Here is a 21,379-nt window from a genome sequence, read left to right as displayed (position 1 = left end):
GAGGTCTCATCTTCTTACATTTGTTAATTACAGATAAAAATCTATAAATTTAATTAAGATGAAAACGCTACTCTCAATTTTACTTTTTGTAGGAATAAGCTCAGCTTATGCACAGGTATTACCAACTGATACTGTACCCGCAATTATTAATTATACTACCGAAAATGGCGTAACTAAATTTACATCAGAATTAAGACCATTAAGACAAATTGCTGGAGCACCTGCCCCATTTTACACTTATTTTTGGGAATTTGGAGATGGGGGTTTTAGTTTTGAAAAAGACCCAATCCATATTTATAAAGGCAAAGACCCCATATTTGCAAGACTGTTTGCTACAAATAATTACGATGATGGCAAACGTCCGCCAACTAGGCCTAAACCAATTAAACCAACAGTTAACAAACCTATGATGGCTTCAGTTTCTACAGAGCCAACTTTATTTAAAATGGGCGGGAGCATAGAGTTGAAAAGTAATTGTATGCCAAAACCTGGAGATGATATGATGATTGTTTTTGGTTACCGAAACAAAGCAGAAAATGGGCAACAAAATTTAAATGGAACGGTGGCTATTTTATTTAATGATAAAGAATTCACCAATAATAACTTTGTTTTAGCAGAAACCCATGCTTACAATGGTGAGAAAAAAGCTGACCTAAAATCGTTACTAACCACAGCCTATTTGCCGGTTAAAAAAACAAATCCTCCTGTTTATTATGCATCATTAAACGAAATGCAATTTAATGCAGATGAAACCATCATGAGCAAACAATTCACCAATCAAAATGAGGATGCTCATGATAGCTTCATGGCAGATAAAAAACAACTATTTTACGATGAAAAAATCTTACTAAGTGACAAAGCAAAAGATTTTAAAAGTAGTGAAACTTGGCGTTTCGAAAACCTAAAGCAGAATGAAGAACGTTTTCTGTTTATGCATTTTAAAACCACACCAGAAATGCTAAAAGATACCAATGCTGTTGTTAGAATTACTGCGGTATTTATTCCAGATAATCCTTTGGTAGAAAAAGAATTTTTTAACATGGAATTACAAATTGTAGCTTCTCATGACCCTAATAAGATGGTGTTGCGAAAAACCAGAATGAATTATCGTTTTACTGGTAAAAACAGAGAATTAACTTATAAAATACGTTTCCAAAACACAGGAAAAGGTCCTGCAAAAAAGGTAGATGTAGCTGTTAATATTTCTGAGGTCTTTAACCAAGAAACCATTAAAATTACTAAAACTAAACCCGAAGTAATTAATTGTGATTCTGCATATACCAATCAAAGCTGCATCAAAACTATTAAGGGAATAGATAGTGTGCATTTTGTATTTAGCAACATTTACTTACCTGGAATGCAGCAAAAAGGGGTAAATGATGCAGATTCTACGATGGGTTTTGTTGAATATAAAATAAAGTTTAAAGAGAAACCTAAAAAGCTACCCATTAAAAGTGGAGCTGCTATTGTTTTCGACAAAAATGAGCCCATTTATACCAATAGAGCCGTTGGCAGATTTAAAATGGGCTTATCTCCTGGATTAATTATCGGCTACGGTTTTCCCTTTGAAACAGACAATAGAAATTATTTAAACAATAAAAATTTTGTAATTGGCGCAAGCTTGGCTCCTTATGCACCACACAGGTATTATTGGCAAGCAGAATTATATCTCAGTTCTTTTAAAGAAAGTACCTATTTGGTTAGCTCAAGTGGGCCAGGAAAAGATACAACTGTTAATCGAATAAACTACAGGATCTTAAATAAAGATTATACCAAAATTAAAAAGGTAACTACAATAAATGTGGTGCCTGCACAGCTTAGATACAACATTAACAAATATATTGGTGCTGGAGCAGGTGCATTGGTTTCATTAGACATTTATAATAAAAGTACAGATGTATTAGATTACACATTAGGTACAACAAATGCAAATGGCACTACCACTAACTCAGATTTAAAGGTAATTGCAAATGAATTGAAAAAGAATTTTGCAGATGCTAGAATATCTTTCTTTTCAGATATACAATTAGGTCTAGTAAGAGTTGGGCCTTCTGTTGGTTTTAGATACCTTTTTGACCCTAAAACGAGCAATAATAGAATGGCTACTTATGTAACTTGGAAGTTTTAATGGGGTTATGGTGCGAGTTATGAACTAAAAATTGGTTATAAATGGTTATTGATTATGGTTTAACGCTTAGCTATCCTAATACTAACTACTATAACTAACTACTTTTTATTAAATTAGCTGAAATGCAATCTCATATATGCGTTCGGCACTCTTACGTTTTACATTATTCGTTCTACTTCTTTGCTCAGGTTCTTTCACTTTTGCGCAGGGCGATGACATTCAAAAAAAGCTAGATTCATTTAAGCAAAAAGATAATTTAAGTGACTGGATTTATGAGCGACTCGATTATGCAAATATAAATCCTACACAGGGAAGCCTCTATTTAATAGATACTCAAAAGAAAATCTGGCGACAAGCTAAAACAATTGAAGAAAAAGTTGCTTGGTTAAATCTATTAAATACGCAGGGTTATATTTTTTTACTAGATGGAAATATCTTGAGTTCCATTAACAGTTACGAAGCTGCATTTGATTATTACCTAAAAAATAAAGTAGCCGTTTACGACATTGTAGAATATACTTTCAAACCCTTAAGCAACAATTATACTAGGCTGGGAGATTACGAAAAGGCTTTATACCTACAACAAAGATCTATAAACTTCCTCATAAGAAAAAATGATTCACCTCAGCATCTTTCTTTATTGTATAGCAATATGGCCATTTCTTATCGCTCTATGGGTAACTTGAGTGAAGCTGAAAAAAGTGTGAATGCAGGCTTGAAACTGGCTAGTCAAAATAGTCTAGCTAACATTATCCTAAACAATATATTAGCAGGTATTCTGTTCGACAAAGAAGAATATGCCACCGCAGCAAAGCTGATTGAAAGCAACATACCAAAACAAAAAAACATCAATCAAGATAATGCATACACTTTGATGAACTCATTTATTACAGCCGGGGATATTTTCAGGAAACTGAACAAGCATTTAGTAGCGGAAGGTTATTTTAACAAAGCATTAAATATACATAACCAGTATTACAATGGAACTAGGTTAAGAGAAAAGGCGAACATCTTAACTCAACTGGGCACTATTAAATTATTAGAAAATAAGCCACAATTAGCTATTACTCATTTTAACCAGACATTATCTACATTAAAAATAACGAAGCATAACAAAGTTGATGTTGGCAAAATATATGGTGATAATATGGTTGTTGATGTTTTTCAAGAAATGGCAGAAGCTAATTTGCAGTTAAAAAAACCTACTGAAGCATATCAGCACATTAAGTTGGCCCTGCTTTCTGCTGATAAAATTAGGAATGAATTTGCTGATGATAAAACAAAGGAACGTTTGCAAGCTAATCTAAAAATCATTGCCGAAAAAGGAATTGAAATCACTTTCAACTTATACCAACAAACTAAGGATAAATCGCTTTTAAATGAGATTTTAAACCTTGCCGAACAAAGCAAAAGCAGAACATTATTAGATCAGATTAACAGAAATCAAGTACTTGCTGCTGACAATCAGAAAGATTCTCTCTTTATTAAAAAACGGGCTTATGAAAGGGCTATCATTTACAATGAGAAACAAGAAGTTGAAGGGAAGAGCAATAAAAACTCAACAGAAACAGCCAAATTAAAATATTTTCTGGCTTTGGTAACCAAACAAATAAAACAAAAATATAAACAGTTCAATACAGATAATTATAACACACCCATAGCGAAAGTTTTATCAGCATTGCCTAATAAAAAAATTATAGAATATTTTTTTGGAAAAGATGCCATTTATGTAATTGATATCGAAAATGGAAAAGTTAACAACGTAGTTAAGCTAGGCCATTCCAACACTATAAAATCAACTATACAGTCGTTTGTTGATACTTATTTTCAGCATGGACCGAATGCGATGATGAATAATCCGAAAGCATTTTATACTGCATCGAATAGGGTTTATCAATCTATTTTAAAGGGAGTAAACCTAACTAAAAACCAGTCAGTAATTATTGTTCCAGATGAGATTTTAGGTTACATTTCTTTTGATGGTCTAATTACCAAAAAAGATTTCTCAGCAAACATAGCTAACTGGCCATTTTTGATAAAAACCAATACAATTACCTATGCTTTCTCTTTAAAGACGTTAGTATCTAATAAAGCCAAAATTAACGACAAAGAATTTACTGGTCTTTTTATCACACATCAAAACAACAACAACAAACCATTAAAAGCTGTTGAAGCTGAGGCTGAAAGCATTAGGAAAATAGTTCGAGGTAAATTTTTCTTTAATGAAGAGGTAAATAGCAAAACCTTTAATCAAGTTTTTGAAGAAAGTAAAGTCCTTCATATTGGTACGCATGCATATTTATCTGGCAAAAACCAAGAGCCAACTCTAGATTTTGATAAAGAAAAAGTCTTTCTTTTTGAGCTTGCCTCTAAAAAGAGTGCTCCATCTTTAGTGGTTTTAAGTGCTTGCAGAACTGCTGATGGCCTGTTAGCTAATGGCGAAGGGATCATTAGCTTATCAAGAGGGTTTAATGCCATTGGAACATCTGCAACTATTGCTGGTTTATGGAATGTAAATGATGTTGCTGCAGCTGTAATTACAAATAATTTCTACATCCACCTCCTATCGAATGAAACAAGTGGAGAGGCGCTACACGAAGCAAAATTAGACTGGTTAAATAGCGCTCAAACTAGTAATATTTTTTATCTTCCTTATTATTGGGATAGTTTAATTTATATGGGCACAGACCAAAAAATAGAATTGTCTCCAGCAATAAAGTGGAACTTAATTTTGGGAATTATTGGTGGATTGATTGTTATTTTATCTGCTATTATTGTTTTGAAAAAGAGGTTATCTATATAACTTGTCATTCCGACTTCGGAGGAATCTAATAAACGAAATTCAATGTGGTAGCTTCTTCGCAGGCTCAGAATGACAAATATTTAAAAAATTATTTATCAATAATCTTAAAAAACAACTTCTGCGGAATGCAATCAAATACAAAACTAGTTACATCACAGAGCCAAAGTTTCAAATCTACTTTCTTGGATTCGTAAGTATCTAGATAATAAATCCCACCCCCACCGAAATTTTCTTCTCTAATTCTTAAGAGTGTTAAAGTTTCTGATTCCACAAAATATTTGTCAGACATCTCTAACTTAACTTCTTTTATATCGTTGCTTATTATATCGAGCCATTGATCGGCACCTTCTATCATTTGCAAATCATCAGGATCACCTTTCCATTCAGGTAGAATTAACCACCATTCGCCTTTATCATTTTTATGAAATTTGAAGTTTCTTTTTAGCATTCTCAATTGTTTTAAACATTAAGAAATTAAGGCAGTTAAGAACTATAACAATTAAATCTTAATGTTTCTTAATGCCTTAATGTTTAATCTTTTATGAAATTTGAAGTCTCTTTTTAGCATCTTTCACTCTTAATCTCGTAATTGCGAGAGTCGGTTCTTCACCGCTCGAAGCAATCTCCTTTCTGAGTTTTTCATTTCCCTCCCCACAATGCAGATTGCTTCACCCCAACTCATTACCCTTCGCTTCCGTTCGCAATGACGACTTTACTGGACTTAATCAAACTCCCTTTTTAAAAATAGAAACGCCTAAAGGAGCTACATTTATTTGAATTGACTGTTGTTGATTGTTAAAGGAAATATTTTCAGCTGCAAAGGTATCTACATTCAATTTCCCGCTACCATAAAACTCTACTGCATCTGTATTAAAAATTTCTTTCCATTTTCCTTTTGGCACACCTATTCGGAAATTTTCTCTGAAAACTGGAGTTAGATTTAGCACAATAACTAAAGTATCTTTTGCTTTATCAGATTTTCTTGAATAGATAAACACAGAATTGTCGGCATCATCTGCATTAATCCACTCAAAGCCTTCATAAGAGAAGTTGTATTTATATAAGGCTGGTTCTTTGCGGTAAAGATGGTTTAAGGCTTTTACCAATTGCTGCATTCCTTTGTGAGGTGCATGTTGTAATAAATCCCAGCTTAATGATTCGGTAAAGTTCCACTCGTTAGTTTGCGCAAATTCATTACCCATAAATAAAAGCTTCGTACCTGGATGCGTAAACATGTAAGCATATAATGTGCGTAGGTTTGCAAATTTTTGCCATTCATCCCCAGGCATTTTATAAATCATGGATGATTTACCATGAACCACTTCATCATGCGAAAAAGGCAACATAAAGTTTTCAGTAAAAGCATAAGTCATGCTAAACGTAAGCTGATGATGATGAAATTTCCTATTGATCGGATCGTTTTTAAAATACTTCAGGGTATCATTCATCCAACCCATCATCCATTTCATACCAAAACCTAAGCCTCCAACATACACAGGTCTTGTTACACCATCAAATGTGCTACTTTCTTCTGCAATGGTATGTACGCCCTCATACATGCCGTAAATGGCTTCATTTAAATCTTTTAAGAAAGTGATTGCACCAAGATTTTCGCTTCCGCCAAACTCATTTGTCCCAGCTTCTTCTGCAGTTCTACTAAAATCAAAATACAACATAGAAGCTACAGCATCAACCCTTAACCCATCTGCATGAAATTGGTCTAACCAAAACATTGCATTACTAATTAAAAAAGAGCGCACTTCGTTTCTATCATAATTGAAAATGTATGATTTCCAATCGGGATGAAACCCTTTACGCATATCTGCATGTTCGTATAGATGTGTACCATCAAAGTTAAATAGGCCATTAGCGTCTCCAGGAAAATGTGAAGGAACCCAGTCTAAAATAACAGCGATGTTATTTTTATGTAACTCTTCTATCAAATACATCAGGTCTTGCGGTGCTCCATGTCTAGAACTTGCTGCAAAATATCCAGTAATTTGGTATCCCCATGATGGGTAATAGGGATATTCCATTATTGGCATTAACTCAACATGAGTAAAACCCATTTCTAAAATATACGGAACTAATGTATTTGCGATCTCGCCATAACTTAGCACCCGTTCTGGATTACTAGGATCACGTTGCCATGAACCTAAATGCAATTCATAAACCGAAATTGGCTGATCTAAAGCATTTAATTTTGGGCGTTTTGTTAACCAAGCTTTATCTTTCCAAGTGTAATCAGTATCCCAAACAATTGAAGCCTTTTGAGGTGGATGTTCCCATCTCAAAGCATAGGGGTCTCCTTTTTCTAAATCACTTCCATCAAAACCTTTAATGTAATATTTATAAACTTCACCTTTCCCTACAAAAGGAATGAAGCCTTCCCAAATTCCAGAGGCATCCCATCTTTTATACAATTGATGACTTTCTCTGTCCCAACTGTTAAAACCACCCATAACGGCTACCTGCTGTGCGTTTGGTGCCCAAACCGCAAAATAAGTACCTGCTGTTTTGTTGATAGTGAGCAGGTGTGCACCCATTTTCTCGTATAAACGAAAGTGTTTTCCAGATATGAAAAGCGCAATATCAAAATCAGTTAATAGACTATGTTGCCAAACACTTTTAGAAAAATCTGCAAATGGGTTTTCGTTAGGAGCCGTTACTTTTTTACTTATGGTAGTTTTTTTTGTATTGGCCATGTTCAGTTCTATTACAATTTAATTCTGGTCGGTGCACCACCTATCAAGGCTTGACAGTGCTTACAATATAACAATTAACTAAGGGTTAAGCTCCTATAATTTTAATGTGGATAAAGTTCTTATTCGATTTAAATCTTAAACGTTTCCGATCATCAATACTAAAATCAGTTACTTCTTTATCATCTACAAATATTTTACCTACTTTAAAAGGTAAGCCAATTACATTATAATCATATAACTCGTAATTTGGTGTATATAATCCTTCTGTAGTTTGTTGTATAAACAAGCTTTTACCATCTCCTCTAACACTAAATTTCTTCTCTAAATAAATATCTTGCTCGTAGGCGAAAGTATCTCCATGATCTTCAAACAAGAATGAATTTACCTCATAATCTGCATAATAAATATTTAACCAAACCTCATCAATTGGTTTTTCGCCTACATATTGCATTACTGGGTATTCTGGAATAACAGACCCAGCCCTCACAAATAATGGCATATCTTCTAAAGGGGCCTCAATGTTATATTCATTCTCACCAACCAACAATTCATGTGTCCAGAAGTTATACCACTGCCCTTTCGGCAAGTAAACTATTCTCGAAACAGCGCCTTGTTCTAAAACCGGGCAAACCAATATCTTGTCTCCAAAAGTAAATTCATCTTGACGGAAATGGTTACTAATGTTTTCTTGCTCTAACATTGCCAATGGCCTTAATATTGGAAAACCGTAACGGTAATGTTCCCAGAATACCGAATAGATATACGGCATTAGGCGATACCTCAATTCAATAAACTTACGGTTAATGGCTGTATATGGTTCTCCAAAACTCCAAGGTTCACGTACCGCAGTATCACCTGCAGAGTGCGCTCTCATAAAAGGAGAAAAAGTTCCTAACTGGATCCAGCGGGTAAATAATTCACCATCTGGCTCTCCACTAAAACCTCCAATATCTGTTCCGCAGAAAGGTACTCCAGAAATAGACATGCGTTGACATTGGATGTTTCCTAATTTCAAGTGTTCCCATGTTGCTACATTATCTCCTGTCCATACACAAGCGTAACGTTGCATACCTGAGTAACCTGCCCTTGTAATGGTAAATGGACGTTTATTACGCATTAGCTTTTTTAAACCATCGTAAGTAGAACGCACCATTTGCATACCATAAACATTATGCGCTTTACGATGGGAACCACGATAACCATCGTAATTATGTCTTACATCATTAGGAAAAGTTCCTGCACCAAATACAGCAGGCTCGTTCATGTCATTCCAAACTCCGGCAACGCCTAAGTCTACTAATTCTTTATATAAACCACCCCACCATTCTCTAACTGTAGGATTGGTAAAATCTGGAAATTGGCATCTGCCTGGCCAAACATGACCTTCCATAAAATAATCGTCACTACGGCGACAGAAGAAATTATTTTCCTTTCCTTCCTTAAATACCCAATAATTATCATCTACCTTAATTCCTGGATCTATCATGACTACGGTTTTCATACCGATGTTCAATAAATCCTTGATCATTTTTTTAGGATCAGGAAAATATTTTTTGTTCCAGGTAAAGCAACGATAGCCATCCATATAATCGATGTCTAGGTAAATTGCATCACAAGGAATTTTGTTATCTCTAAACCCTTGCGCTACTTCTCTAACTTTACTTTCTGGATAATAGCTCCAACGACATTGGTGGTAACCCAAAGCCCATTTTGGTGGCAACTGATGTGTTCCAGTTAAGGTTTGATAGCGTTTTACAACGTCCATCATATGTGGCCCATGAATATAATAATATTGTAATTCACCACCATCTGCCCAAAAACTGGTTTTATAATTGTTCTCATTTCCAAAATCAAAATAAGAGCGGAAAGTATTATCAAAGAAAACACCATAACTAGCACCTTGATGTATGCCTATATAAAAAGGAATGGTACGATACAATGGATCTTGATCCCAGCCGAAAGAATAAGCATCAGTATTCCAATTTTGGAATTTTCTACCTCGCAAATTCATATTCCCAGACTTATCTCCTAAACCAAAAAAGTTCTCTTCTGGTAAACATTCTTTGGTTGCATAAACATAATAGCCACCAAATTCTACATTCTCTTCCCAGTGCATTGGTGATGCATCTTGGCTCATCAACATGCCACTAGTATTGTCTGTAAATGAGACTAAAAAATCTTCTTTACTAACCTTACAAGTAACTGTATTTGTAGAAATGGCATAATGGGTATCATTTTCTTCTAACCTGAAAGTGGTTACTTTCTGATCTACAACAGGCACAGCATAAGAAAAATCATCTAAAAAAACACCATGTGGTGCCAATCGAACCCTGATAATTTCATCACTTACTACCCTAACTTCTACTTTTGCGTTCCCATCTGAAAAGTAAAATCTATTGCCTTCTTTTTTAACTTTTGTTACGGAAGTTAAATATTGCTTTACTATTGGCTTTAAGTCAGTAACAGGATTATTAAGGTGTTGAATAATTTCTTCTTCAATATGTTCTGATGCTGCGGCTATAATTTCCTTTTCGTCTTTGTTATTTCCTTCTTCCATAAATTTTTAAATCTCTTAAAACACGGTTAACTCCATACTTCTGTATCCTCCGCTTGATGTGTAATTACTTTTTTATCTGTAATCAAAAAGTTGGCCAGTCCCCCAATAATTAATGAAGTACCTGCCAAAATCATAGCATTAATTACCGCTGAACCAAAAATTACATGGTAAAGATAGTTTAAACCACCTGTTGCAGCAATAATTTGCGGAATTACAATAAACATATTAAAAATCCCCATATAAATCCCCATTTTTTTCGGATTTATAGCACTAGACAACATTGCATAGGGCATGGACAAGATACTACCCCAAGAAATACCAATTAAAATAAAAGAATAAATCAATTGCGATGGCTCTTGAATAAAATACATAGAGATGAAACCTAAACCACCAGCAAATAAACTAAACATGTGGATGTATTTTCTATTTATGCTTCTTTTTGCCGCATAAAAGGTAAGCAATAAAGCAAACGCCATTGATGATAAACCATACATTCCCATATAAGAACCTACTAAATCTGCCGCATTATTATAAGCTTTATTTGCAGCCATGAATAATGCTTTAGAACCTTCATCTGCCATGTTAAAAGCAGATTCTACTGGAGCAGGTGCATGAAAAACGTGAGTAGTTAATGCAGGTGTTGCTAAACTCCACATCGCAAAAAAGGCAAACCAACTAAAAAACTGTATTACGCCTAACAATTTCATGGTTTTAGGCATTTTGCCGATGCTATAAAATATCTCGTTAAAACCATTTAAAAAGCCTTTGCTTGCTTCATTTTCTTTTTTAAACTCTTTTAAATCATCTGGTGGATATTCTGAAGTAGTAAAAATGGTGTACAATACTGACCCTAAAAAAACAACTCCGCCTATGGCAAATGCAATTTTTACAGACATTGGAATAATTCCTGGCAATGCTTCATTTGAAACACCTAATTGATTAATTAACCATGGCAAATTACTTGCAATCCAAGTACCTACACCAATAATGAGGGTTTGCATTACAAAACCGTATGAACGTTGAGAATCTGGTAATTTATCAGCTACCAAAGCTCTAAATGGTTCCATTGTGATATTGATAGAGGCATCTAAAACCCACAAACAGCCTGCAGCAACCCATAAAACAGGAGAATTTGGTAAGAAAAACAAAACGATTGTACTTAAAATAGCTCCTACTAAAAAAAATGGTTTTCTCCTTCCCCATCTTGGGTGCCATGTACGATCACTCATGTAACCTATAATTGGCTGTACCAACAAACCAGTTAAGGGTGCTGCAATCCATAAAGCGGGAATACTGTCTTGACTTGCTCCTAAGGTTTGAAAAATGCGAGACATAAACCCACCTTGCAATGCAAAGCCGAATTGAATACCCAGAAAGCCGAAGCTCATGTTAAAAATACTCCAAAACGAAAGTTTTGGCTTGCGTTGAAATTCAGTCATGGTTATAGTTGGTTAGTCTTCGACTACGCTCAGACTGACAGTCATTCTGAGCGTAGTCGAAGGATTAAAATTCTAGGATTACAGCGCTTGTTGCTGGCATATTTAAGTTTAGTCCCTTATTTATATTGTCTGTTTTAAACTTAGCTTCAGTTAATAAATCTGTAAAAGTGATGGCTTTATCATTAATTTGAAAAGTGTCCAATACATCTTTAGGCAAATTCAATATTAACTTACTTTCGGTTCTATTAAAATTCGCCAAGATTAAAATACGCTTATTTTCAGTGTACCTTAGGTAAGCATAAACTTTAGCATTAAAGCCAGCTGACGATTGATTAGCCTGCAAAAGTTCATAGAAATTACCATTTGAAATTGCTTCATTATGAGTAACTAAGTTTAATAATTTTGTATAAAACTGACGTAGTTTTTTTTCTTCATCATTTAATTTTCCTCCATCAAAAGCACCATCGTTCATCCATTTTTGATGACTCGGTAAACTCCAATAGTCGAATATAGATGAGCGACTATCATCCCCTCCAAAACCTTCTACTCCATGAGCAGGCTCCCCTACCTCTTGTCCGTTGTAAATCATTACCGGACCTGATGACAATGTTGCAGTAACTACCATGCCGGGTATAGCGTACCATGGATTTTGAGCAAAATCTTTAGAGGCAATCCTTGTTTCATCGTGATTTTCTAAGAACCGCAACATGTGTTGTGAAAAGCCATTGCTTTCTTTCTGCCAAACAAAGCTGATGTCTTTTACTGTAGCATTATTATCGTTTACAATTAGGCGTTTAATGCCATCGTATAAACCTACCTTGTCATACAAAAAATCAAATTTTCCATTCACTAAAAAATTCTTGTATTCATTTCTGTCATAGGCTTCTCCAATAAAAATCAGGTTTGGATATTTCTTTCTTAAATCTGCAATTACCCAACTCCAAAATTCTACTGGTACCATTTCTACCATATCACATCTAAATCCATCTACACCTTTTGATGCCCAGAAAGCTAAAATATCTCTCATCTTTTTCCAAACAGGGGGATGAGGCACAAAACTCTTGGTATTATTTTGAATATCTAATCCATAATTTAGTTTAATGGTTTCAAACCAATCATCTAGTTTTGGGGCATGAGTAAATACATTATTACCCGTTGCCCTAGCAGGATTTTCCTCAAATTTTCCATCTTTTAAGGGGCTAGAAAGTTCGTTTCCTCCTGGATTATAAGCTGCAGGAACAATAAATTTTTGATTAGGAATATAATAGAAATCGTTAGTAGGCAAGAAGCTTTGAGTAGTATCGTCAGTTGCGCCTAAATCTACAACATTAGTAGGTTTTTGATCAGAGTGGTAAGTCCTTGCCACATGATTGGGGATGAAATCCATCAAAACTTTTAAACCTTCTTCATGTGCGCGCTTAATTAAAGCTTCATATTCTGTCATTCGATTCTTAACATCTACTGCTAAATCTGGATCAACATCATAATAATCTTTTATGGCATAAGGCGAACCAGCTATTCCTTTTACGATATCAGGATCATCCTTTCTAATCCCATATTTGGTATAATCTGTCATGGTAGCATGCTCAATTACACCAGTAAACCACACATAATTTACCCCTAGTTTTTTAAGTTCGTTTAAGGCTTTTTCATTGATATCATTAAACTTACCACTTCCATTTTCTTCAATAGAACCATAATATTTATTGGTGGTGTTCTTATTTCCAAAATGACGAACAAAAACTTGGTAAATCACCAATTTTTTATTTTCTATTTTCTCCGTAGTAGTCTGATTTGTATCTAACATTTCTAGTTTATTTTTTGTTATACAAGCAGACAAGCCACAAAAAAGGCCTATCGATATTGCTATTTTGATAACGTTTTTCAATTGATTATAGATTTATGAATTAATTTCTAAAGTTCCATTTGCACTTAAATGAGCCTCTTTCCCAAAAACATTTAGGTTAAGTTCATGCTCACTTTCATTTGTTAAGCTCACTTTTTCTGTGGTAACTTTAACTGTAATAATTGTATGTCTAAACCCAATTTTAAAAGCATAAGACTTCCACTTTTCTGGCAATACCGGATGAAGGTGCAATTGATTGTTCTTTACACGCATACCACCAAAGCCCTCAACAACACTTAGCCAAGTACCGGCCATCGAAGTAATGTGTAAACCATCTTCTGTGTCATTGTTATAATCATCTAAGTCTAAACGAGAGGTGCGTAAATAAAACTCATAAGCCCTATCTAAATCTCCTAATTTTGCAGCAATAATAGCATGTACACAAGGTGATAATGAACTTTCATGCACTGTGCGTGATTCATAAAAATCATAATTACGCTGAATGGTTGTCAAATCATAATCTTCTTCAAAGAAATAAATTCCTTGCAAAACATCAGCCTGCTTGATAAAGCATGACCTCAAAATCCTGTCCCAACTCCATTTTTGATTCAATGGTCTATCAACAGTTGGTAAATCTTTAACTAATATTTGCTCCTTGTCTAAATATCCATCTTGTTGTAAGAAAACACCTAACTTCTCATCTATAGGATAAAACATTTTCTCTATAATGTCTTTCCAATGTGAGGTTTCTTTTTCGGTATCAAATTTCGTTTTAGTTAAAATCTGCTCTAATTTCTTTGCATCATCAGCTTTTACCAAACCAATTGCTTCAATTGTATATTTTAAGCACCAGGTTGCAATTGTGCTGGTGTACCAATTGTTATTTACATTATTTTCGTACTCATTAGGCCCTGTAACACCAAGCATTACATATTTCTCTTTTTCAATGCTCCAGTTGATGCGTTGTGCCCAAAAACGAGCGATACCTATCAATACTTCTAGACCATATTCGGCCAAATATTTTTGCTCAGCAGTATAACGGATGTAATTAAAAATAGCAAAAGCAATAGCTCCATTTCTATGGATTTCTTCAAAAGTGATTTCCCATTCATTATGGCATTCTTCTCCATTAATGGTAACCATGGGATATAAAGCTGCACCATCTTTAAAACCTAGTTTTTCCGCATTCTCAATTGCTTTTTCTAAGTGTTTATAGCGGTAGATCAACAGGTTCTCTGCCACTTGTTGAGGTGCAGTGGCCAGGTAAAAAGGCAAGCAATAGGCCTCTGTATCCCAATAAGTAGAGCCACCGTATTTTTCGCCAGTAAATCCTTTCGGACCAATGTTTAATCGGGCGTCTTCACCTGTATAAGTTTGATGCAATTGGAAAATATTAAACCTGATGGCTTGTTGAGCAGCTACATCTCCTTCAATAATGACATCTCCATTTTGCCATTTTACTGCCCAAGCTTTTGCTTGTTCGGCCAACATCTGATTAAAACCTTTTGCTTTTACTCTTTTTAATGTTGCGATTGTAGTGGTTTCTAAATCTTCTTTTTTATAATTTTCTGAAGATAGATTTACAGCGAATTTATAAATAGTGGTCGATTGATCTTTTTTAACATCAACTGTAAATTGTTGGGCTACATATTTTTCTTTGCTTATGAAAGATGATTTTAATCCTAAGTCTTTCTCATTTTGATAAATTGCTGTATATATAGCTGAACTTACCCAAAAAGCAGTCTTTTTTGTTTCTAAGTTTAATAATGCACAATCCCCTACTTGTTTAGCGCTAATCTCATTCCAAAACTTCTCATCGTAATTAGAATCTTGATTTTTAACATCCCCATCTAAGCTAGATTCTACTGTAATTTTTCCATCAAAATTTTGAGGAGTAATGGTATATTTTATTACACCAGCTTCATCATCAACAATACTACAGAAACGAATAGCTTCAACTCCGAGAACGTTCCCGTTACTAAGTTCAACAATAAATTTTCGAGTTAATGTTCCCTGTTGCATATCCAATACCCGACTAAAGTTTAACACCTTACAAGTGTTTAAATCTAAAACTTCGTCATTTATGGTAATAGTTAAGCCAATCCAATGGGTTGCATTTAAAATTTTAGCAAAATATTCCGGATATCCATTTTTCCACCAGCCTACCCTAGTTTTATCAGGGTAATAAACACCGGCAACATAATTACCTTGTAAAGTTTCTCCAGTATAAGTTTCTTCAAAATTGGCACGCTGCCCCATTCTTCCATTACCTAAACTAAAAATGCTTTCAGAAATTTTGTTTAAGTGCGGATCAAATCCTTCTTCAATAATCTGCCACTCGTTATGCTTGATATAATTCTTCATTCTAATTATAAATTCTCCATTTTCTCAATAGTCATTTCAAATAATCCAGCTACAACTAGGTCTGCCTCATTTAAAACAGCTGCCCTACCTATACCAATTGCCTTCATGTTTCCAGCTTTTGCAGCCTGTATCCCTGCAATTGCATCTTCAAAAACAACACACTCTTCTGGTTGTACGTTTAATTCTTTAGCACCCACCAAAAATACTTCTGGGTTGGGCTTCGATTTTGTTACTTTATTTCCATCAACCAACGCATCAAACAAATGCATTAAGCCAATTTGTTTTAATATAGTTTCCGAATTCTTACTTGCTGAACCCAAAGCAGTTAAGTAATGATTAGTCCTTACTAACTCCAAAAATTCTTTTGCTCCAGGCAAAATTTCCTCTGGCGTCATTTTGGTAATCATTTCTACATACCAATTGTTCTTTAAGGTGGCCAGTTCTTGCATCTCCTTATCAGATTTGCTAACAGCACCCCAATTTAATATAATTTTTAAAGACTCTATTCTACTAATGCCTTTTAATTCTTCATTTTGTTCTTCTGTAAAATCAAAACCCAATTGGTTGGCTAATCTTCTCCATGCTTTATAATGATACACTGCAGTATCAACAATAACGCCATCAAGATCAAAAATACACGCTTTTATGTTAGACATATTATTGTAGTTCAAATATATAAGTTGTTTTGGCTGGTAATGTTAATTTATTAATTGGCAATTTTTGATCAGTAATGATGTTTAACAAGGTTTGATGTTTACCAATTCTTTCTAAAAAACGAGCTGTTTCTAGGTCTTCTACCTGATCATTGGTATTCATTACCACCATTACGGTTTTATCATTGTTATACCTAAAATAGATATAAATACCTTTTTCTGGTACAAATTGCATCATTTTTCCAGTCTGCAAAACTGCGTTGTTTTTTCTATAATTTGCTAATTTTTTAACAAAATTATAGGCTTCATTTTCCTTTTCGTTTCTTCCTGTTGCGGTAAATTTATTAACCTTATCTCCATTCCATCCTCCTGGAAAATCATCTCGAACCTTGCCATCTGGGTTAGCGAAATTTTTCATTAAAATTTCTGTTCCATAATACATTTGTGGTATTCCACGAAGTGATAATAACAAGATAATGCCTGATTTGTATTTATTAAAATCTTCTCCAACCTTTGATAAAAACCTATCTGTATCGTGGTTATCTAAAAACAAAACATTTCTTGTAGGATCTTTATATTGATAATCACTTGCTAAAACAGAGTACAATCTATTTACACCATCTGTCCAACCAAATTTCCCATTTAACGTTTCATTAATTGCGAAGTAGGTTTGAAAATCTGTAACTCCTTGTAATTTTGTATCAAAATGTTGATTAGCTGTATTTCCTTCAGTAAAGAAAACCTGATTAGCTGTTCCATTTACCCAAGTTTCACCAAAATAGGTGAATTTCGGGAATTCAGCACTTACAGCTTTTGCCCATTCTGCCATAAAATCACGGTCGTTATAGGCATAGGTATCTAACCTAAAACCATCCAATCCAGCATATTCAATCCACCAAATGTGACTTTGTGTAATGTATTTTTTAACTAAGGAATTTTGTTGATTAACATCTGGCATGTGTTTATCGAACCAACCATCTGTCATTAGTCTTTTATCAGCTGATGATGCATAAGGATCAAATAAAGTTTGGTCTTTATAAGTGGTACCAGTATATTTTGGCCATTGATGAAACCAATCTTTAGAAGGAGGATCTAAAAACAAAAAATGCTGATCTCCTATGTGGTTATGCACTAAATCTTTGATCATCTTCATTCCACGTTTATGGCACTCATCAACTAGTTTCTTATAAAGCGCATTGTTACCAAAACGACGATCAATTTGATAATTTTCTGTATTGGCATAACCATGATAAGAAGTTACATACTCGTCATTCTCTAGAACCGGATTAAGCCATAAGGTAGTTACACCCAAATCTTGCAAGTAAGGTAATTTGTTAATGATACCTTGAAGATCTCCTCCGTGCCTGTAATACATCGAATCACGACTAAAATGTTTATCCTTCATTCCCTTGATTTGATCATTACTTAAATCACCATTAGCAAAACGGTCTGGCATAATTAAATAAATGAAATCTTTATTAGTTATACCTGCTGTATGGTTTGTTCTTGATTTTAGCTCATAATTATAGCTAATTACCTTCTCTCCTTTTTTAGTAAACAAAATCGGGAACGTTCCCGATTTTGTTGTTGAAGAAATTTTAAGGTTTAAGAATAGATAATTAGGGTTTTCTACTTTTTGAACATTTACAAGTTTTACACCTGCATAATTAAGTGTAATAGTTCTATCGGCAATTCGATTTCCTCTTACTAATAATTGTAGAGATTGATCCTTAAAGCCAATCCACCAATTCATAGGTTCAATCCTTTCGAGATTTGGCATTTGAGCTTTAAGCAGCTGAAATTGGGTCGATAAAATTACCGTGAAAAAAATTAATTTCTTTATCATTTTATATTTGGCTGATATGACTAACGAAAGTGTTAATTATTATGTTAAAACACAAAGATTATTATAAATATAATATTAACAAAAAAGCTCTCCGAAAAATCGGAGAGCTTTTAATAAATTATAAACTACTATGGATTAAATGTAAATGATAAATAATATAAGGCGCCAACTTCTGGATTACCAAATGAAGTGCTATAATATTTATTTAAAATGTTAGATCCACCCAATTTAACTACAGATTTAACTGAAGGTATTTTCAAATTGACTTGAGCATCAAATGTTGAATATGAAGGGACATCGCCTGTTGCAAAAGTAGAGCTCCATAAAAATGAATCTTGCCACCTGTATTGCACATTAAAACCGAAGTTTTTAATAATTTCTCTACTTCCTACACCAGCATTAAATCTCCATTCAGGCGTATTGAAGTTATTATCAAATCCAACTGGTGTATCACTTAATTTATTATAAGATGTATTTCCATTGAAGTTGAATTTACCAACTTGGTAATCTAAACCAAATGCAGCACCATAAGATTTAACTTCGCCAGCAATATTAACTGGTACACTAAAAGTTTTTGGCGCCGCAGAAGCAGCATCCTGATATATTTCTACTCCACCAATAAAGTCTTTATAAATATTATAATAGGCATAAGCATCTATTAACAATTTACTGTTCAATAATCCTTTATAACCTAATTCAAAAGATTTAACGCTTTCAGGACGTAATCCTTCTGCATCAAATGTATAATCTTGTAATATTCCTGTAGTAGAAGTACCCGCCGCTCTAGCAGCTAAAAATGCTCTGTAACTTGCAGAAGTTGATGCCTTATTGTTATATAAATTATATTTATTTAACAATTCTGGAATTCCCCCAATCAAACGGTTATTACTAACAACTTCCAAATCTATATATTGATCTTGTGTAGTGGGGTTACGGTAACCTGTTTGGAATGATGCTCTAATATTGTTGTTTTTAGCAACAGTATATACTGCGGTTACACGTGGAGTAACCCTACCTTCAAAGTTTTTACTCTTGTCATAACGACCAGCAACTGTCATTTTGAAGTTTTCACCAAATTTCTTACCCAATTGAGCGAAAGCACCATATTCGCTAATAGTAATGTCACGAGCCGAATCGTCAAAAATAGTACCATCAGAATGCAAGAAATAATCACGGTAAGATGCGCCAACTTGAAATTCTACTACGTTATTAAATGCATTAGAAAAGTTGTACATACCTTCGTAATGATATAAGTTAGTTTTGTCGTTAAATTTCGCACCGCCTTTACCAACAAATTTTTTAGATGTGGCATCTTTTAAATTTTCAAAAGCTCCAGTTCCTGGTACTACACGACCAACATCAGCTTGAGATCGTGCAAACGTATGTGCAGCGGCATCAGGCTGTCCTGCTCCTTTAGCACCAACATAGTTACCAATGTATTGCTGAAACCAAGTTGAATTTGATTTCCATGTATCATTCATAAAGGTAGCCAAAGCATTTACGTTATAAGCATCACCCGAACGTTCTTGAGTTGTATATCCTCTTAAAAAGAAATCCTGACCTTTTAGTTCTAATTTATATTGGCCAATTTTAAAGTTCTTTAAAGAATAACGTCCAGTACCAGTGTAAACAGATGTTCCTGTACCCCAATTTGCTTGTGCTATAGCTTCAATTGTATTTGTAAATTTATAATGAAGTGAAGTTGACGTTTTTAATGATTTAGCATCATAATTAACTAGATTAGCTTCTTCATAACCTGTTCTAGAAACAAATTGATTCGGAAGTAGTCCTGGTACTCTTAAGCCAATGTAAAATGGAAGATAACCTTGTACCGTTGGCCTTAACGCAGCCGGTAAAAAACCTAGTGCTGCAGTTTGCTGTGCAGCTGTTGGGGCAGCGCCTGCAGCAACACCTAATGCGCCAAAAATTGTATTTAATTGTGTCTGAATATTTGGAATAGCACCACCAGTTGCCGTGTTGATACCTGCAATTGCACCTGCATTAACTAACTGAGCTGTATTTATCATATTTACACTAACCTCATCACCATAAACATTTACACCATCATAATTAGGGTCACTACTTCTATCCCCTACCTTTAGCAAACGGCCAACTCTATCAAAATTTCTCTTATCTGTTGCAGCCCAGTCTTTTGCCTGTAAAAAGCCAAATGATGTTTTAAAACCAAATTTGTTATTCCATGATTTTGCTAAACGAACATTTAATTCTCTATATTCCTGTACTCCTTGACCTGAAGCATCATCATCAACATGGTTGATACCTGTTTTGTATTGGAAACTAGCACCTTGATATTGATATGGATTTTTAGATGTCATCAATAAAGTACCATTAATACCGCCAGCACCATATAATGCTGATGAAGCACCTGGCAATAACTCTACATTGTCTACATCAAGCTCCGTTAAACCAACAATATTACCAACCGAGAAATTTAAACCTGGCGCTTGGTTATCCATTCCATCTATATATTGATTGAAACGAACGTTACCATTTGCATTAAAACCACGCGTATTTACAGATTTAAAAGTCATACTTTGCGTACTCATCTCAACGCCTTTTAAATTGCTTAAAGCATCATAAAATGATGAGGCAGGTAATTCTTTTAAAGCAGCTGAACCGATGCGTTCAATAGAAACTGGAGATTCTAAAATACGCTCTGGTGTTCTAGAAGCAGAAATTACAACCTCTTGGCCTAAAATTGCGCCACTCTCTAATTCAAAGGTTAGGTTTGAAGTATTCCCACTAACTTCTCTTTCTACAGGAGTAAATCCAATGTATGAAACCACCACTGTAAATGGTGTTTTTTCTGTTGTACTGAAAGAAAATTGACCTTTCAAATCTGTTGATGATCCGACAGTCTTTCCTTTTATAGTTACACTAACACCTGGAATGGGCTCTTTGGTTAGCTTATCTGTAACTGTACCGCTAACCACTATGCTCTGCGCATGTACTGCAACCCCAGTTGCCAGTAGCATAAAAAGCATAAAAATGACTTTTGTAAAGATTTTGTTCATACT

The 21,379-nt window shown here is 34.4% G+C and carries 11 protein-coding genes; 2 read left to right on the top strand and 9 right to left on the bottom strand.

What is annotated here, in order from left to right:
* The first annotated feature begins 58 nt into the window (after positions 1-58).
* Positions 59-2,128 (top strand): DUF7849 domain-containing protein, encoded by a 2,070-nt coding sequence (locus FA048_RS13845; RefSeq protein WP_136842054.1) that lies wholly within the window; start codon positions 59-61, stop codon positions 2,126-2,128.
* Between the two features lie 136 nt (positions 2,129-2,264).
* Positions 2,265-4,931, top strand: coding sequence for a CHAT domain-containing protein (locus FA048_RS13840; protein ID WP_136842049.1), 2,667 nt, complete (start codon positions 2,265-2,267; stop codon positions 4,929-4,931).
* 88 nt (positions 4,932-5,019) lie between these two features.
* Here FA048_RS13840 and FA048_RS13835 read toward each other — a convergent pair whose 3' ends face one another.
* From FA048_RS13835 to FA048_RS13795, 9 genes are all read right to left on the bottom strand, one after another.
* Positions 5,020-5,379, bottom strand: a complete 360-nt coding sequence (locus FA048_RS13835) for a DUF6717 family protein (RefSeq protein ID WP_136842045.1) — start codon at positions 5,377-5,379, stop codon at positions 5,020-5,022.
* A 277-nt stretch (positions 5,380-5,656) separates the two neighbouring features.
* Positions 5,657-7,636: a 1,4-alpha-glucan branching protein GlgB gene (glgB, locus tag FA048_RS13830; protein WP_136842041.1), complete on the bottom strand. Its 1,980-nt coding sequence runs from the start codon at positions 7,634-7,636 to the stop codon at positions 5,657-5,659.
* An 85-nt stretch (positions 7,637-7,721) separates the two neighbouring features.
* A complete protein-coding gene (locus FA048_RS13825; RefSeq protein ID WP_136842038.1) occupies positions 7,722-10,193 on the bottom strand; it encodes a glycoside hydrolase family 31 protein in 2,472 nt (823 codons plus the stop codon).
* A 26-nt stretch (positions 10,194-10,219) separates the two neighbouring features.
* Positions 10,220-11,632: an MFS transporter gene (locus FA048_RS13820; protein WP_136842033.1), complete on the bottom strand. Its 1,413-nt coding sequence runs from the start codon at positions 11,630-11,632 to the stop codon at positions 10,220-10,222.
* A gap of 64 nt (positions 11,633-11,696) precedes the next feature.
* Positions 11,697-13,439 carry an alpha-amylase family glycosyl hydrolase gene (locus FA048_RS13815; RefSeq protein ID WP_136842030.1) on the bottom strand — a complete coding sequence of 581 codons (1,743 nt, stop codon included), beginning with the start codon at positions 13,437-13,439 and terminating at the stop codon, positions 11,697-11,699.
* A 93-nt stretch (positions 13,440-13,532) separates the two neighbouring features.
* Positions 13,533-15,842 (bottom strand): glycoside hydrolase family 65 protein, encoded by a 2,310-nt coding sequence (locus tag FA048_RS13810; protein ID WP_136842026.1) that lies wholly within the window; start codon positions 15,840-15,842, stop codon positions 13,533-13,535.
* A gap of 5 nt (positions 15,843-15,847) precedes the next feature.
* Positions 15,848-16,498, bottom strand: coding sequence for a beta-phosphoglucomutase (gene pgmB, locus FA048_RS13805; RefSeq protein ID WP_136842022.1), 651 nt, complete (start codon positions 16,496-16,498; stop codon positions 15,848-15,850).
* A 1-nt stretch (position 16,499) separates the two neighbouring features.
* Complete coding sequence (locus FA048_RS13800; RefSeq protein WP_225872544.1) at positions 16,500-18,275, bottom strand: glycoside hydrolase family 13 protein; 1,776 nt, start codon at positions 18,273-18,275, stop codon at positions 16,500-16,502.
* 194 nt (positions 18,276-18,469) lie between these two features.
* The gene (locus tag FA048_RS13795; RefSeq protein WP_136842013.1) at positions 18,470-21,376 is read right to left on the bottom strand and encodes a TonB-dependent receptor; all 2,907 of its coding nucleotides are present in this window, start codon (positions 21,374-21,376) and stop codon (positions 18,470-18,472) included.
* Positions 21,377-21,379 lie beyond the last annotated feature (3 nt).

Origin of the sequence: Pedobacter polaris (assembly GCF_005116505.1) — a bacterium.
Lineage (GTDB): Bacteria > Bacteroidota > Bacteroidia > Sphingobacteriales > Sphingobacteriaceae > Pedobacter > Pedobacter polaris.
Note: the sequence above shows the minus strand (reverse complement) of the source record. Positions and strands in the feature narration are given on the sequence as shown.

Bases quoted from the DNA above. Each gene is read 5' to 3' on its own strand.
- FA048_RS13845 (WP_136842054.1), top strand. From the start codon at position 59: ATGAAAACGCTACTCTCAATTTTACTTTTTGTAGGAATAAGCTCAGCT.
- FA048_RS13840 (WP_136842049.1), top strand. From the start codon at position 2,265: ATGCGTTCGGCACTCTTACGTTTTACATTATTCGTTCTACTTCTTTGC.
- FA048_RS13835 (WP_136842045.1), bottom strand. From the start codon at position 5,379: ATGCTAAAAAGAAACTTCAAATTTCATAAAAATGATAAAGGCGAATGG.
- glgB (WP_136842041.1), bottom strand. From the start codon at position 7,636: ATGGCCAATACAAAAAAAACTACCATAAGTAAAAAAGTAACGGCTCCT.
- FA048_RS13825 (WP_136842038.1), bottom strand. From the start codon at position 10,193: ATGGAAGAAGGAAATAACAAAGACGAAAAGGAAATTATAGCCGCAGCA.
- FA048_RS13820 (WP_136842033.1), bottom strand. From the start codon at position 11,632: ATGACTGAATTTCAACGCAAGCCAAAACTTTCGTTTTGGAGTATTTTT.
- FA048_RS13815 (WP_136842030.1), bottom strand. From the start codon at position 13,439: ATGTTAGATACAAATCAGACTACTACGGAGAAAATAGAAAATAAAAAA.
- FA048_RS13810 (WP_136842026.1), bottom strand. From the start codon at position 15,842: ATGAAGAATTATATCAAGCATAACGAGTGGCAGATTATTGAAGAAGGA.
- pgmB (WP_136842022.1), bottom strand. From the start codon at position 16,498: ATGTCTAACATAAAAGCGTGTATTTTTGATCTTGATGGCGTTATTGTT.
- FA048_RS13800 (WP_225872544.1), bottom strand. From the start codon at position 18,275: ATGCCAAATCTCGAAAGGATTGAACCTATGAATTGGTGGATTGGCTTT.
- FA048_RS13795 (WP_136842013.1), bottom strand. From the start codon at position 21,376: ATGAACAAAATCTTTACAAAAGTCATTTTTATGCTTTTTATGCTACTG.